Here is a 13,396-nt window from a genome sequence, read left to right as displayed (position 1 = left end):
ATGAACAAGCTCCTATACAAATGCTTATTGGCCGGCGGCACCGGCGCACTTTTGCTGTTATTCGTCAGCGGCGCACATACCGCCGACGACAATCCGCACATTATTTCCAAGCAATCGCCGCAAGCGGGGTGCAGTAATTGCCACACGACGACGCCTGAGCTCAAAGAGGACGGCATTTTACACAGCAAAAACATAACGGCCGACCAAGCCACCTTTAGCAAGGACGGCGTGGCCATGTGTTCCTCGTGCCATAATCCCAACCAAGGCCACAAGGTGGGCTTGAATATCGACTTTCCGGTACCCGCCGACTTGCCGCTTAACGAGGAAAACGACATTACCTGTCTGACCTGTCACTACACGCACGGCAAGCTGGATAGCGACCGGCCGCAAGCCAGCCACAGCTTCATGGATAAACTGATGAACGCCGAAAGGCTGAAAAAAAGCTTTTTACTCCGCCGCAACAACAGCGACGGCGAGCTCTGTTTAACTTGTCATAACGTCAACTAAGGTTCCTGAAAATGAACAATACCGTTACCAAACGTCGCCAAATTTTTATCAAAAAGGACTTCCAAGGCCGTTTCATCCTCGGCGCTTTTGCGCTGATATTGCTCGCCGGATTGTGTTCGGCGCTACTGATTTATTGGATGACCGGCGGCGATTTGCAAGCCCAATCGCAATCGGCGCATGCCAATATCGTCAACGCCGCGGAGCGACTGGGCGTATCGATTTTAATCGGCAACTTGGTGGCCATTTTGGTTGCCGGCGGCATTGCGGTGAGTACCGTTCTGTACGCCTCGCACAAAATCGCCGGCCCTTTATACCGCTTCGAAACCCTGTGCCAAGAGGTCGGCGACGGCAAACTCGATACTGTCACGCACTTGCGGGAACACGATCAGCTACAAGATTTGGCGCTATCGTTCTCGAATATGGTTGCCAAGCTCCGCAGCCGCCGGGACCATCGCACCCGCTTAATTGCCGAACTCAACCGGCAAATCGGCTTGTACGCCTTAAACAATGGCGACGCACTGTCAGAAGCCCAACACCATGCCGTCGCGGCAATGGCGGCGTTGGTGACTGATTTAGAGAAACTAGAAAAATAATTGTCATCAAATCCCATGTTTAAAAATACCTCGATCAAATCTTCACTGATCTTAATTGCATCAGCCTTGGCTTTTGCCAATCTATTGTTCGTCCTTTCGCTATGGCACGCTTTTCAATCCATAGACGAAAACTTGCAGGCAGCGACTCAAAAACAAAACACCTCGGACTATTTGTCTCATGTGCGTTTTCATGTGGTGCAGATTCAGCAATTTCTTACCGACGTCGGCGCCACGCACAGTGATGGCGGCTTTGCGGAAGCCAAGCAGAATTTGGACGCGGCATTCGAGAATATCGATAAGGCGGCTCAGTCTTACCCCAATTTGCAAACGCAACTGGCAAGCTTAAGACAGCAAATCCAGGACATGCATGATGCCGGCGTAAAAATGGGCTGGGACTATATCAATCTGGGCAATGAGGCCGGCACGGCAACCATGAAAGCACCGAACACGGGGCTTGACGATACGGCTGTCCGCCTAACCGGCGAATTAAACAGGACTACCGAGCAACTTGACCGGGAACTGACCCTCGCCAAAGAGCAATTAAGTTCGTCCTTGCACGATTACAGCCTATCGCGAATTGCTTTTTCCATCGTGTTGCTATTGTTCGTGATGGTCTGTTTAAGCATGCTTTATTTCAAAATAGAGCCGCCATTGACCGCCCTACAAAAATCGTTATATCTGCTAAGACAAGGCGGCGGCGATTTGACCCGGCGCATTCCGCACGAAGGCAGCGACGAAGTGGGCATTATCGTCACCCAGTTCAACGAATTTTTAAGCGTGTTACACAGTTTGATGCGGCAAGTGGCGATGGAGTCCGATCAGTTAAACACCGCGTCGAACCGCTTGAGCCAAATGTCCGAGCGGGTGCAAGAGGATATTCTGAAACAGCAAATGGGTACCGACCAGGTCGCAGCAACAGTGACGGAATTGTCCGCCACAGTCACAGAAGTGTCTAACAACACCGCCAACGCCGCACAAACTGCGCAGAGAAGCAGCGTCGCCGCCAACAACGGCAAGGCGGTGGTAACCAATACCGTGCAATCCATTCACGCGCTGTCGAACAATATCGACAGGGCCAGCACGGTGATCGGTAATGTCGAACAAAATTGCGTGAATGTCAGCTCGGTGCTGGATGTGATTCAGAGCATCGCCGACCAGACCAATTTATTGGCGCTAAATGCCGCCATAGAGGCCGCCAGAGCCGGCGAACAAGGTCGCGGCTTTGCGGTAGTGGCGGACGAAGTGCGCACGCTGGCCAGCCGGACCCAGGATTCCACGCATGAAATTCAAGCAATGATAGAGCGCTTGCAGCAAGGCTCGCGGGAAGCGGTAAAAGCCATGTCGGAAAGCCGGAATCAGGCCAAGGAGACCGTTGAAGTCATCGAAAGCACCGGCGAGCTGCTGGATAATATCTCAAGCATGGTGGCGCAAATTTCCACGATGAATACGCATATTTCCGACGCGGTGAAAGAACAAAAAATCGTGGTCGAGCACATTAATCAAAACATTAACTCGATTAATGACGTCACCATCAACAACTCGAGGGACGCGGAACAAACCGCGCAAGAAGCCCATCATTTGCAAAAAATCGCCGGTAATTTGCATACCACGATTTCACAGTTCAAGCTGTAAGCAGTCAACCACGCTATTTGCTTCGGCGTCGAAGCGAATAGCGTGTCGTTACAACTCAAATACCTCCGCCAAGGGCAGAATCAACTCAGGCAAGCTCAAAAGGGGCAAATCTTCGTCGACACCGAATACGTCGGCATTGGCATAGCGGCCGTCCGCGCCCAGAAAAAAACGTTGCACGTAATTTTCCAACGGATCGATCACCACATATTCCCTCACACCGGCACGTTCATAGAGCGCTTTTTTTTCACGCATATCCTTCAGTGCCGTACTGGGGGATAAAACTTCTACCACCAAATCCGGCGCACCGTGTATGGCTTTTTCGCCGATCTTATCCGGGTTGCAGACCACTAATAAATCCGGTTGCACGACGTCATGCTCGGAAAGAATCACGTCCACGGGTGCGATGAACGGTTTGCAAGGCTTACCTTTTAAAAACTGTTCCATCCGGCTAAAAACACGTCCCGCAACAGTTTGATGCTTGATACTTGGGGCCGGACTCATATTGTAAGGAACGCCGTCGATTAACTCCCAGCGCTCGTCGTCAGGCCATCCTAGATAGTCGGCGACACTGAACGATTGCGCGGAGGATTGAGGAACGCTATTCATTTCTCGCGCCTGCTCAAATATCCAGTTTAATCCAGCGCAAACGGTTGGCGTTGCTGACTACCGTTACCGACGACATAGCCATCGCCGCACCGGCAATCATAGGGTTCAGCAATATGCCAAACAGTGGATACAGCAAACCCGCCGCCACCGGAATGCCGATGGTGTTGTAGAAAAACGCGCCTAACAGGTTTTGCTTGATGTTAGCGACCGTCAACTTCGAAAGCGCCATCGCCTCGGAGACCTTTAATAAAGAACCTTGCAGCAACACAATATCGGCACTTTCGATAGCCACGTCGGTACCTGTCCCAATCGCAAAACCGACATCGGCTTGCGCCAGAGCCGGCGCATCGTTGATACCGTCACCCACCATACCGACAATTTCGCCTTGCTGCTGCAAGGCCTTGACCACGGCCGCTTTATCTTGCGGCAACACTTGCGCACGGACTTCGCTGATACCGGCCTGCGCGGCGATAGCTCGCGCCGTGATTTCGTTATCGCCTGTCACCATCAGTACGCGTATACCGCGCTGCCGCAATTGCTGCACCGCTGCGGCAGAATCGGCTTTAATCGGGTCGGCCACCGACACAATGCCAACCACCGCGTTTTCCACTGCCAAGAACATCGGCGTCTGGCCTTTTCCTGCCAGTTCGGCCATTTTGTCGAGATGACTGCTCTCATCGATACCGTATTCCGCCAGCAACGCGGCATTGCCGAACAAACATTGCTGATCGGCAATGCGGCCGACGATACCGTGACCGGCCACTGCCTGAAATTTTCTGACCTTGTCCAGCGTTAACTGTTTTTGCTCAGCAGCCGTCAGTATCGCCGCCGCTAAAGGATGTTCGGAACCGGATTCCAGACTGGCGGCATACTGCAACACCCGGGCTTCGTCGTAATCGCCAAAAGCCATCACCTCTGCCAGACTGGGTTTACCGGCAGTTACGGTACCGGTCTTATCCAAAATCAGACAAGTCAGCTTGCCGGCGCTTTGCAAGGCTTCGCCCTTACGGATCAATATGCCCATTTGCGCGGCGCGACCGACCGCGACCATCACCGAAATCGGCGTCGCCAAACCCAGCGCGCACGGACAAGCAATTACCAACACCGTCATCGATGTCACAAACGCATAACCCATGGCCGGGTCGGGACCAAAGCTTAACCAAATTAAAAAGGTCAGTACTGAGATAATCACGACTGTCGGCACAAACACGGCGGAAATCTTGTCGGCCAGTTTGGCAATCGCCGGCTTGCTGTTCTGGGCTTGCCGTACGCTTTGAATGATTTGCGCCAAAGCGGTATCGCGGCCAATGCGGGTCGCGCTAAATAAAAAACTGCCTTGCTGATTGATGGTGCCGGCGGCGACACCGGCACCCTCCACTTTCTCAACCGGCATCGATTCGCCGGTCAGCATGGATTCGTCGATAGTCGAGTGGCCTTCGAGTACCACACCGTCCACGGCGATTTTTTCACCGGGTCTAACCCGCAAAGTTTCGCCCAGACCGACTTGCTCGATAGGAATGTCAATCTCTTGCCCCTCTCGCACTACCCGAGCGGTGCGGGGTTGCAAACCGATCAGCGCGCGTATCGCTGCCGAGGTTTTACCTCGTGCTCGCGTTTCCAAGGCACTGCCCAGATTGATGAACGCCAAGATCACCGCCGAGGCCTCGAAGTAAGCATGAGCGGAAAGCGAAGGCAATTGACTGGAATAATCGATGACAATACAAGAATACAACCACGCCGAGCCTGTACCCAGCGCGATCAAAGTATCCATATTGGCCTGCTTGACCAGCAGCAATTTAAGCGCGCTATGAAAAAAATGTCCGCCGGAATAAAACATCACCGCCAGCGTCAGCAAGGCCACTTCGGACCAAAACACCGTGCCGGCGGCGCTACCCATCGCCGGAAACAAGTCCAGATGCGCGCCCGCCATTAAGGGCAGGCCCAATACACCGGCCACGCCTGCCTTGCGCAGCAAATCGCGATAACGCTCTTCTTCCTGCTTTTCCTCTTCGCTCGGGTCTTCCAAACCTTCCATCACCGCCGCATCGTAGCCGGCGGATTTCAAGGCCTGCTTCATGGCTTGATGGTCCGGATTGCCGCCGACAGTGGCGGAATGATCGGCAAAATTAACGGCAACGGACTCGACCCCCGGCACCGATTGCAAGGCTGTTTCCACCGCGCTGACGCAACCGGCGCAACGCATGCCGAGTATGGAAAGGCGTATTTCCTGTTGCTGATTAGTCGATTGCTCTAAAGTCATAATGAGGATTCCCGAGAAATACCGTTTTGATCTGCGCCCAAAAGCGGACGACCGCCGATGCGGGCTTTATTCGACCTTGAAACCGGCGTCGGTGATAACGTCTTCGATTTCATCTAAGTCGGTTTGGGCCGGATCAAATTCGACTTCAACCCGCTTGTCTTTGTGCGAAGCCTGCACCGTTACTACGCCGGCAATGGCCGATACTTTACTGACGATGCTGCTCTCGCAACCGCCGCATTTCATACCGCTTACTGTCAATGACGCTGATTCGGACATATAAATCTCCATATGATTGAAATTAAGACTGGCCGGCCATTCTCGACTTAAACTATTTGAACATGGTATAAGGCGCGACCTATTCTCATGATAGTGCAATGATCGGGAGCCCGTAAATAAATGACAGATTTTCTGATTGGCAGACAGCAAATCCTGGACCGCCATCTGGACACTTTCGCCTACGAGATTTTATTCAGAGGCAAGGATTTCGATCTCAGTTTGAAAGATGGTGCCGCCAACGCCACTAATCAAGTCATCACCGATACGCTGTTGGAAATCGGCCTGAACGAACTGGTCGGCCCGCACAAAGCCTTCATTAATTTCACCACGCAAAACATACTCGACAAAACGCCGCTGCATTTGCCCAAAGAGCGCATCGTCATTGAAGTACTGGAAAGCGTGGCTATCGATGACAACATCGTCGCCAACCTGAAAGAATTATCGCAACTGGGCTACACCATAGCGCTGGACGACTTCGTCTTGTCACCGGAGTGGCTACCCTTGCTGGAGTTTGCCGACATTATCAAGCTGGATGTGATGGCCGACGGCCTGGAAGGCACCCGGCAACTGATTGAACAGCTAAAACCCTATAAACTCAAATTGCTGGCGGAAAAAGTCGAAACGCATCAGGAATTTGAAACCTTGCGCGAATGGGGCTGCGAGCTGTTTCAAGGGTTTTTCTTCAGCAAACCCAATATCGTTGAGGGCAAGCGGCTAGGCGTCAGCCAGACCGCCGCCATCCAATTACTATCCACCGTGAACAAGGCGGATGCCAGCTTTGCGGAAATCGGCAAGATTATCTCGCAAGACGTCGGGATGAGTTTTAAATTGCTGCATTATTTAAATTCCGCATTTTTTAGCCTCCCGCAAAAAATAGAATCCATACAGCATGCGATTGCCTGTCTAGGACTGGTCGAGATCAAACGCTGGGTCAATATTCTGGCCTTATCGTCTATGTCCGGCAAACCGTCCTCGGTGCTGCAAAACGTGCTGATCCGCGCCAAAATGTGCGAATTGATAGCGCGAGAACTTAAAGACGATCAGGAGCATTATTTTTTAATTGGTATGCTGTCGGGTTTGGACAGCTTGCTGGACATGCCGGCGACCAAAGTATTGGAACAATTGCCGCTGGCGGAAGATGTCGACGATGCCATTTTGAAATATCGCGGCAACGCCGGCGAAGCGTTACAATTCTGCATCGCCTACGAGCGCTGGGAGCCGGGCCTTAGCACCTTTCGTGATATAAATCCCGAGCGTATTGCCAACATCTATCTGGAGAGCATAGATTGGTGGGCGACGCGCATTTTACCTTTCTTGGCAGCTTGAGCCATCTACCCTACCGACATCATCATGAAATTGAGACTGACTTTATTCTGGCTGGGCTGTCTGTTCGCGGCCCATCTTTACGCCACCGAACTAGGCGTGGTCACGGCGGAACAACTGCTAAGCATGCAGCAAAACCAAAATGCGCTGGTCGTAGATGTACGTACCGCGCCGGAATGGCAAGCCACCGGTGTCATCGCCCAAAGCCAGAAACTGGAATCGTTTGACAGCAACGGCCACTTCGACCAGGAAAAATGGTTAGTCAACCTGGAAAAACTGAAATCGTCGCCGGACCAACCCGTTATTTTGGTCTGTCGATCCGGGAATCGCAGCGGCAAGATCGGCAAAATCCTCACCGAGCAACTAGGCATGAAAAATGTCTATCATTTATCCAATGGTATCCAGTCATGGATCAAAGACGGCCACCCGGTTAAAGCCGATTGTTTGACTACAGCTTGTAAGTAATATGTCCCTGAACACGCTCAGTAACCAAACCATCGCCCTGGCCGGCATCGCCCAGGCCTGCTCCTTGGTGCATCAGCTTGCCGGCACCGGCACTTGCCCAAACGCGGCGCTGGAAGCCAGCATCGCCAGTCTGCTGAAAATTGACGCAGACAGCGTGGTCGATGTCTACGGCGGCTTGATCGGTGTCGAACATGGCTTACAACAGCTCACGACCCAACTCGGCAGCCGGGTGCTGGCCAGCCCGGAGCAAGCCCGTTACGCCGCGCAGATCGTCTATTTGCAAAAACAGCTGATCAAGCAGCCGGATATGCAAAAAACCATACAGGCCGGGGTCAGTAAGGCCCAGGCTCAAGCCGAACATTTCGGCATACTGCATGAAAATGTGCTGGCCAATTTAGCTGATGTCTATCACAGCACGATCAGTACCCTGCAGCCACGCATCATGGTACAAGGCGACCAGCAATATCTGGGTAATCAAAGTACTGTAAACAAAATACGCGCTTTGCTGTTGGCAGGCATTCGCGCCACTTTACTGTGGCGGCAGTGCGGCGGCAGCCGTTGGAAGTTATTGTTCTCCCGCAAAAAAATCCAGGACGAAGCCAAGTTTCTACTCACCCAAATCTGACGCCAACATGCCGGAACTTCCAGAGGTTGAAACCACTCGGCGCGGCATAGAGCCGCATGTTGCCGGAAAAACCTTTAAAGCCGTCATTGTCCGTCACCCCCAGTTGCGTTGGCCGGTGCCTGAGGCGCTGACCACCGATTTGCCGGGCCAACGCCTGGAAAGCGTCGAACGGCGCGGCAAATATTTATTGCTAGCCACTGCGCGTGGTACGCTGATTCTGCATCTGGGCATGTCGGGGAATTTGCGGATCACCACTCCCGAGCAAACTGTGCGCAAGCACGACCATATCGACTTCATTTTTGCCGACGACACAATATTGCGCTTTAACGATCAGCGCCGTTTCGGCGCGGCCTTATGGACTGCCGAGGACGCGATGTTACATCCCTTGCTGGCAACGTTGGGGCCTGAACCCTTATCAACGGCATTCGATGCAAACTATCTGCGGCAGCGGGCGGCAAACCGCGCGGTGCCGATCAAATCCTTGATTATGGATAGCCATGTCGTGGTGGGGGTGGGGAATATTTATGCCAGTGAAGCTTTATTCTTGGCGGGCGTAAAGCCTGTTCGTCCCGCCGGAGAACTGGATACGCCGGCGTGCGAAGCGTTGGTGACGGCGATCAAAACCGTATTGCAACAAGCCATCGATAAAGGCGGCACCACGTTGCGCGACTTTAGCAATGCCGAGGGCAAACCAGGGTATTTTAAGCAATCCCTAAATGTTTACGGTCGCGGCGGACAAGCCTGTCTGCGCTGCGAGGAACTGATTCAGCAACTCAAAATAGGGCAACGCGCCAGCTACTATTGCGGCAATTGCCAACGCTAAGCCCATCAATGTTGCCAATCGAAAACGGCGGTTACTCGATTGCCGCAACCGTGGTAAACCAAGCTGCTACATAAAGTCTCCAACATTACAATTCCGCGTCCGCAGTAGGCCTCGTCTCCCTTTCGTACGCTATTGCGTCGCTGCCAATCAAAGCCGTTGCCGCTATCAAGGACTTTAACGACTAGGCGACCGCCCGACTCGGTCGCTTGATGTATAAACGATAAACGGATTCTGCCGCGCCGGAGCTGTTGCAAGCGCTCGTCCTTCATCGCATAAAAGCGCATGAAACCTTCCGGACTGCTCTTCAAATCGGAATCCAGACCCAGCACGCCATGGTCTAACGCATTCGCGAACAATTCGCTGACTATCATGAAAATATCCTGGCGATAATTCTGTAAACCCTGTATTTCCATCACGGTGTTGACCATTACCGGCACCGGATTGATAAGTCGCAAACTATCGATGTCAAACTCCATGACCTGCTTCCAGGTCGTCGCGGCGATACGCTGCCTGGGTAGCCGCACTTCTCGGCGTCCCCAGGGCACGCTATCGACCGCACAGCTCACAATAACCAAGGTATTGTCATCTTTCTGAACAGCACCGCCGGTATGCGCCTCAAGGCTGGCCTGCAAGTTTCTGATGTCGTCGAATTTACTTTGCCGGATAGCGTTGAGGATACGTTCCCCGCCGAAAAGCTCGCCTTCGGCGTTTTCCGCCTCAAAAATACCGTCTGTGAGCAGATACAAACGCTGGTTCTCGCTGACCCGATGCAGTTGTTCTTCAATATCAATCGCCGGCTGAATACCCAGCGGAATATTCAGGGAATGTATCGCCAAAAAGCTGTTGTCGGCATGATTGACTAAAAAATGCTCGGGCAACCCGCAGGTAATGCTTTTCATCGAAGACGACTCGGGATACAGCGCCACCACCGTCGCCGCCAGAAAACGGTTAGCCGGCAACATCCGATAAAGTTTGGCGTTAATCTCGGCAACGATTTCGTTGATATCGAAACCTTTACGCGTCATGCCATAGAAAATATCGGCCAACGGCGTGGCGGCTATCGATGCCGACAAACCGTGGCCGGTAAAATCGCCCAAAAGCACATGCAAATGATTCTCCGGAGTTTTGGCAACCAAAACCAAATCGCCGTTAAACAAGGCCATGGGCGACATCACGACGGCCACGGCTTCGGTTTCCAGAAAGTCGGCTTTTAACACATCGTTGAACAGTTTCGCCGCGACTTCATGTTCCAGGTCGGATGTCTGCCAATAGTCGAGCAACTGCGTTTTTTGCGCGTGCTCGTGCTGATACAACATCCGCAGTTTTAAGGACGAGCGAATTTTTAACAGTAATAAATGCTGATTGACCGGTCGACAAATTACTGCGTCAATCTCAACCGCCGCGCAATGATCCAGTAGCGTGTCGGTCAAATCATCGGCAATCAATATGATAGGTAAGTAGGAATCGGCCGCATCGCGCATATCCGCTACCTGTCGCCAGGGCCAATCGCGACAGGCAATAATCAGTAAATCCACCGGCGCGCTTGTCAGCAGTTCAATCACCTCTTCCGCAGTCGACGCCACCGCACAGCGAAAATCCTGCGCGCGCAACACGCCCTGCAAACTATCCGCATTTGAATTCGCTCCAGTATCCTCCAGCAAAACAACAGAGGTTTGAGCAGGCAGTGGAAATGGGTTCGGATGATTCATTCTGAAGATAGTGCTCGGCTCTCGATGAATGCTTATTGATTTATAATCTGCGCTTCTCACACCATACGGCTGGCTATGACGATTTTATTTTTCTCGCTAAGAGGCGTACCCACGGACGAAGCAGACGATGTTCGGCAGTTACTGGCCGACAACGACATTGAATTTTATGAAACCTCGGCAGGCAACTGGGGTATTTCCATGCCAGCTATCTGGCTTTATCAACGCGATGACGTCGATAAAGCCAGACAATTATTCGACCAATACCAGCAACAACGCGCCCTAAACCAACGCGCGTTGTACCGGCAGTTAATGGCCCAAGGCGAATACCATGGCTTTTTACGCCACAACCTGAACAAACCCGTCCGCTTTATCGGCTATAGCTTGGTCATAGTCCTGATATTTTACGTGTCCTTGAAATGGTTGTTCGAGTTGGGCCTTTGAATCGTCGTTAGTTAGACTGCAAAATCGTCAACATCCGTTGGGCGTGTTCCGCCACTTCTATACCCAGGTCGGTCAGATAACCGCCGTCATGCTGGGTAACCAAACCTTTGTCGAACAGGCGTTGCGCCGCACCGATCAACACCGGATCGGCATTTCCATGCACCTTGACACCTTCTTGTACGGACTCCAGATTGAACAAGGATAAAAATTTAATTTCCGCGACCAATTCCTCGGATAAAAGCATGTGTTACACCCTTTGTAATAATTATTAATCTTCGCTGACCGTCGTGGTCAGCCAACTATATACGCGCTTTACAAGCAAATCGTAATCTTGTTGATAGCCGTGATCCTCGCCATCCATTCTTATCTGCCGATACACCGGATTATCCTTGCCGGCCATGCGCCGTTGCCGGGCGCTATCGAGCACTGCCGGTAAATCGAACTCGGCATACACATCCAAAAAAGGCAATTGCACTTTTTTAATCAAATCGAGGCTTTGCGCCTGCGTTGCGGTCGTTTGCGGCACCGGCAAACTAATCGATACCAGGGCCGTCACATCATTGGGTTTATCGCCGAGCCGATACGCGGCCATCAACGCCCCCATGCCATAGCCGATAATCGCGATATGTTTCGCACCGTTTTTTAGGAGATGCTCCACAGCCGCATCAATGCGCTCACGTGCCTCGTCGAACAGCGGGTAATAGTCATCAGACTGCGCACCGCTTTCCCTGATAGGCATCTGTACGGCAAGCGTAGCCCAATTATGCATCGGTAATGTGGTTCTCAAGCGATGAATCAAGGGCTTGGCATCGGGATGCTCGCCCATTTCGTGCAGTATGATTGCCACCCGACTATTGTCGGTCTTTTCCGCGTCGGTGTAGAGCGCCAGAAAAGTGTTGCCGGCGGATTTTAACCAAATCGCCTGCCCCATGGACAATTGTTGCTGTATGGCCGTCGCGAAGTCCTGCTCTCTGCTGCTATCAGTCGCAAACACCGGCGTCGAGATTAGCAATAATGCCGCGAATAACGACGCAATGCGCATGGCGAACACTAACCCTTGCTGTAAAAACCGCTGAAGGTATAGCGCTCATGGATATGCCGCAACAGCACCATAATCACCGAGGCCACCGGCAAGGCCAACAATACGCCTAAAAACCCGAACAGCTGACCGCCTGCCAGCACGGCAAACATCACCGCTACCGGATGCAAACCAATTTTGTTTCCGACCAGCCAAGGCGTCAACAACATGCCTTCCATGCTCTGCCCTACCGCAAAAACCATCAAAACCGGCAACAAATGCACAGCATCCTGAAATTGCAGCAGCGCGGCGATGCACGCAAACACGATGCCGGTAATGGCGCCCATATACGGCACGAAACTGACCAAACCCGCCAGCATGCCTATCACCAAGGCCAACTCCAGATCCACCAACCACAAGCCGACACTATAAATAATGCCCAACGCCAGCATCACATAAAACTGGCCGCGCATGAACGCGCCAAGCACATCGTCGGCTTCGCTAGCGAGTTTGGCGACGGTGCCGGCAAAGCGACGTGGAAACAAATCATGAATCCGCGCCACCAAGTCGTCCCAATCGCGCAGCAAATAGAAGGTGATTACCGGAATCAATACCAGATTCATCACCCAGCCGACGATGACGGCACCGGAATGGGAGACCGATTGAATCAGGTTTTCAGCAACGCCGCCGCCATCTTGCCAATGACTCCTGATCAGATTGATTAACTGATCTTCGCGCAACGGTCTAATCGTCCGTCCCAGATATTTTTGTAAACCCGGCACGACCGATTTGTTTATCCAGTTTAGATACGACGGCAGTTTGTCGATGAATTCACCGATCTGATACTCCAGGGCCGGGATAATGACGATCAGCAGCGCCGCTATCGAAAAAATGATACCGGAAAAAACCACCACGACCGCCAGCGTCCGATTTAAACGCCAGCCTCGGAATTGCAAAGTTTCCAGCCTATCCACGACTGGATCGCCCAAGTAGGCGAGAATCGCCGCGAAGGCAAAAGGCATCAGCACTGGCGCCAACACATACAACAGACCGCCGAACGCCAATATAAAGGCCAGTACAAACCACTTTTGCGAATCGTTCATTTCTACCATCATGCG

At 52.4% G+C, this 13,396-nt stretch carries 15 protein-coding genes; 8 read left to right on the top strand and 7 right to left on the bottom strand.

Features of this window, described 5'->3' with window-relative positions:
• From METH11B_RS0122925 to METH11B_RS28075, 3 genes are read left to right on the top strand one after another with little or no spacing between them, the layout of a single operon-like run.
• Entirely contained in the window at nucleotides 1-507 is a 507-nt protein-coding gene (locus METH11B_RS0122925; RefSeq protein WP_026604043.1) for a cytochrome c3 family protein, read from the top strand.
• A gap of 11 nt (nucleotides 508-518) precedes the next feature.
• On the top strand, nucleotides 519-1,100 hold the full coding sequence (locus METH11B_RS0122920; RefSeq protein WP_020485450.1) for a hypothetical protein: 582 nt from the start codon (nucleotides 519-521) through the stop codon (nucleotides 1,098-1,100).
• A 15-nt stretch (nucleotides 1,101-1,115) separates the two neighbouring features.
• Nucleotides 1,116-2,732 carry a methyl-accepting chemotaxis protein gene (locus METH11B_RS28075; RefSeq protein WP_026604042.1) on the top strand — a complete coding sequence of 539 codons (1,617 nt, stop codon included), beginning with the start codon at nucleotides 1,116-1,118 and terminating at the stop codon, nucleotides 2,730-2,732.
• 48 nt (nucleotides 2,733-2,780) lie between these two features.
• Here the strand turns inward: METH11B_RS28075 and METH11B_RS0122910 are convergent, their stop codons facing one another.
• The 3 genes from METH11B_RS0122910 to METH11B_RS0122900 all read right to left on the bottom strand — a co-directional run bounded on the left by METH11B_RS0122910 (nucleotide 2,781) and on the right by METH11B_RS0122900 (nucleotide 5,874).
• Nucleotides 2,781-3,338, bottom strand: coding sequence for a Uma2 family endonuclease (locus METH11B_RS0122910; protein ID WP_026604041.1), 558 nt, complete (start codon nucleotides 3,336-3,338; stop codon nucleotides 2,781-2,783).
• Nucleotides 3,339-3,351: 13 nt separating this feature from the next.
• Nucleotides 3,352-5,598 (bottom strand): heavy metal translocating P-type ATPase, encoded by a 2,247-nt coding sequence (locus METH11B_RS0122905; RefSeq protein WP_026604040.1) that lies wholly within the window; start codon nucleotides 5,596-5,598, stop codon nucleotides 3,352-3,354.
• A 66-nt stretch (nucleotides 5,599-5,664) separates the two neighbouring features.
• Nucleotides 5,665-5,874 carry a heavy-metal-associated domain-containing protein gene (locus METH11B_RS0122900; RefSeq protein ID WP_020485446.1) on the bottom strand — a complete coding sequence of 70 codons (210 nt, stop codon included), beginning with the start codon at nucleotides 5,872-5,874 and terminating at the stop codon, nucleotides 5,665-5,667.
• Nucleotides 5,875-5,994: 120 nt separating this feature from the next.
• Here METH11B_RS0122900 and METH11B_RS0122895 point away from each other — a divergent pair, with 120 nt between their 5' ends.
• Genes METH11B_RS0122895 through mutM form a run of 4 tightly spaced genes read left to right on the top strand, consistent with a single transcriptional unit; the run spans nucleotide 5,995 to nucleotide 9,110 of the window.
• On the top strand, nucleotides 5,995-7,200 hold the full coding sequence (locus tag METH11B_RS0122895; protein ID WP_020485445.1) for an EAL and HDOD domain-containing protein: 1,206 nt from the start codon (nucleotides 5,995-5,997) through the stop codon (nucleotides 7,198-7,200).
• A 24-nt stretch (nucleotides 7,201-7,224) separates the two neighbouring features.
• A complete protein-coding gene (locus tag METH11B_RS0122890; RefSeq protein WP_026604039.1) occupies nucleotides 7,225-7,662 on the top strand; it encodes a rhodanese-like domain-containing protein in 438 nt (145 codons plus the stop codon).
• 1 nt (nucleotide 7,663) lies between these two features.
• Nucleotides 7,664-8,287 (top strand): high frequency lysogenization protein HflD, encoded by a 624-nt coding sequence (hflD, locus tag METH11B_RS0122885; protein WP_026604038.1) that lies wholly within the window; start codon nucleotides 7,664-7,666, stop codon nucleotides 8,285-8,287.
• Between the two features lie 7 nt (nucleotides 8,288-8,294).
• Entirely contained in the window at nucleotides 8,295-9,110 is an 816-nt protein-coding gene (gene mutM / locus METH11B_RS0122880) for a bifunctional DNA-formamidopyrimidine glycosylase/DNA-(apurinic or apyrimidinic site) lyase (RefSeq protein WP_026604037.1), read from the top strand.
• Between the two features lie 5 nt (nucleotides 9,111-9,115).
• Here mutM and METH11B_RS0122875 read toward each other — a convergent pair whose 3' ends face one another.
• Nucleotides 9,116-10,819, bottom strand: coding sequence for an ATP-binding SpoIIE family protein phosphatase (locus METH11B_RS0122875; RefSeq protein ID WP_026604036.1), 1,704 nt, complete (start codon nucleotides 10,817-10,819; stop codon nucleotides 9,116-9,118).
• A 75-nt stretch (nucleotides 10,820-10,894) separates the two neighbouring features.
• Between METH11B_RS0122875 and METH11B_RS0122870 the strand changes: the two genes are divergently transcribed.
• A complete protein-coding gene (locus METH11B_RS0122870; RefSeq protein WP_026604035.1) occupies nucleotides 10,895-11,260 on the top strand; it encodes a DUF6164 family protein in 366 nt (121 codons plus the stop codon).
• A 7-nt stretch (nucleotides 11,261-11,267) separates the two neighbouring features.
• Here METH11B_RS0122870 and METH11B_RS0122865 read toward each other — a convergent pair whose 3' ends face one another.
• The 3 genes from METH11B_RS0122865 to METH11B_RS0122855 are packed head-to-tail and all read right to left on the bottom strand — an operon-like array spanning nucleotide 11,268 to nucleotide 13,393.
• On the bottom strand, nucleotides 11,268-11,504 hold the full coding sequence (locus METH11B_RS0122865) for a TIGR02647 family protein (protein ID WP_020485439.1): 237 nt from the start codon (nucleotides 11,502-11,504) through the stop codon (nucleotides 11,268-11,270).
• 24 nt (nucleotides 11,505-11,528) lie between these two features.
• Nucleotides 11,529-12,302, bottom strand: a complete 774-nt coding sequence (locus METH11B_RS0122860; protein ID WP_033194417.1) for a DUF3530 family protein — start codon at nucleotides 12,300-12,302, stop codon at nucleotides 11,529-11,531.
• An 8-nt stretch (nucleotides 12,303-12,310) separates the two neighbouring features.
• The gene (locus METH11B_RS0122855) at nucleotides 12,311-13,393 is read right to left on the bottom strand and encodes an AI-2E family transporter (RefSeq protein ID WP_081733864.1); all 1,083 of its coding nucleotides are present in this window, start codon (nucleotides 13,391-13,393) and stop codon (nucleotides 12,311-12,313) included.
• Nucleotides 13,394-13,396 lie beyond the last annotated feature (3 nt).

This window comes from Methylomonas sp. 11b, from assembly GCF_000515215.1.
Taxonomy (GTDB): domain Bacteria; phylum Pseudomonadota; class Gammaproteobacteria; order Methylococcales; family Methylomonadaceae; genus Methylomonas.
This window is presented reverse-complemented; position numbering and strand designations above follow the sequence as displayed.

What these genes read in the sequence shown, in the direction of transcription:
- METH11B_RS0122925 (WP_026604043.1), top strand. Translation starts at nt 1, where the DNA reads ATGAACAAGCTCCTATACAAATGCTTATTGGCCGGCGGCACCGGCGCA.
- METH11B_RS0122920 (WP_020485450.1), top strand. Translation starts at nt 519, where the DNA reads ATGAACAATACCGTTACCAAACGTCGCCAAATTTTTATCAAAAAGGAC.
- METH11B_RS28075 (WP_026604042.1), top strand. Translation starts at nt 1,116, where the DNA reads ATGTTTAAAAATACCTCGATCAAATCTTCACTGATCTTAATTGCATCA.
- METH11B_RS0122910 (WP_026604041.1), bottom strand. Translation starts at nt 3,338, where the DNA reads ATGAATAGCGTTCCTCAATCCTCCGCGCAATCGTTCAGTGTCGCCGAC.
- METH11B_RS0122905 (WP_026604040.1), bottom strand. Translation starts at nt 5,598, where the DNA reads ATGACTTTAGAGCAATCGACTAATCAGCAACAGGAAATACGCCTTTCC.
- METH11B_RS0122900 (WP_020485446.1), bottom strand. Translation starts at nt 5,874, where the DNA reads ATGTCCGAATCAGCGTCATTGACAGTAAGCGGTATGAAATGCGGCGGT.
- METH11B_RS0122895 (WP_020485445.1), top strand. Translation starts at nt 5,995, where the DNA reads ATGACAGATTTTCTGATTGGCAGACAGCAAATCCTGGACCGCCATCTG.
- METH11B_RS0122890 (WP_026604039.1), top strand. Translation starts at nt 7,225, where the DNA reads ATGAAATTGAGACTGACTTTATTCTGGCTGGGCTGTCTGTTCGCGGCC.
- hflD (WP_026604038.1), top strand. Translation starts at nt 7,664, where the DNA reads ATGTCCCTGAACACGCTCAGTAACCAAACCATCGCCCTGGCCGGCATC.
- mutM (WP_026604037.1), top strand. Translation starts at nt 8,295, where the DNA reads ATGCCGGAACTTCCAGAGGTTGAAACCACTCGGCGCGGCATAGAGCCG.
- METH11B_RS0122875 (WP_026604036.1), bottom strand. Translation starts at nt 10,819, where the DNA reads ATGAATCATCCGAACCCATTTCCACTGCCTGCTCAAACCTCTGTTGTT.
- METH11B_RS0122870 (WP_026604035.1), top strand. Translation starts at nt 10,895, where the DNA reads ATGACGATTTTATTTTTCTCGCTAAGAGGCGTACCCACGGACGAAGCA.
- METH11B_RS0122865 (WP_020485439.1), bottom strand. Translation starts at nt 11,504, where the DNA reads ATGCTTTTATCCGAGGAATTGGTCGCGGAAATTAAATTTTTATCCTTG.
- METH11B_RS0122860 (WP_033194417.1), bottom strand. Translation starts at nt 12,302, where the DNA reads ATGCGCATTGCGTCGTTATTCGCGGCATTATTGCTAATCTCGACGCCG.
- METH11B_RS0122855 (WP_081733864.1), bottom strand. Translation starts at nt 13,393, where the DNA reads ATGATGGTAGAAATGAACGATTCGCAAAAGTGGTTTGTACTGGCCTTT.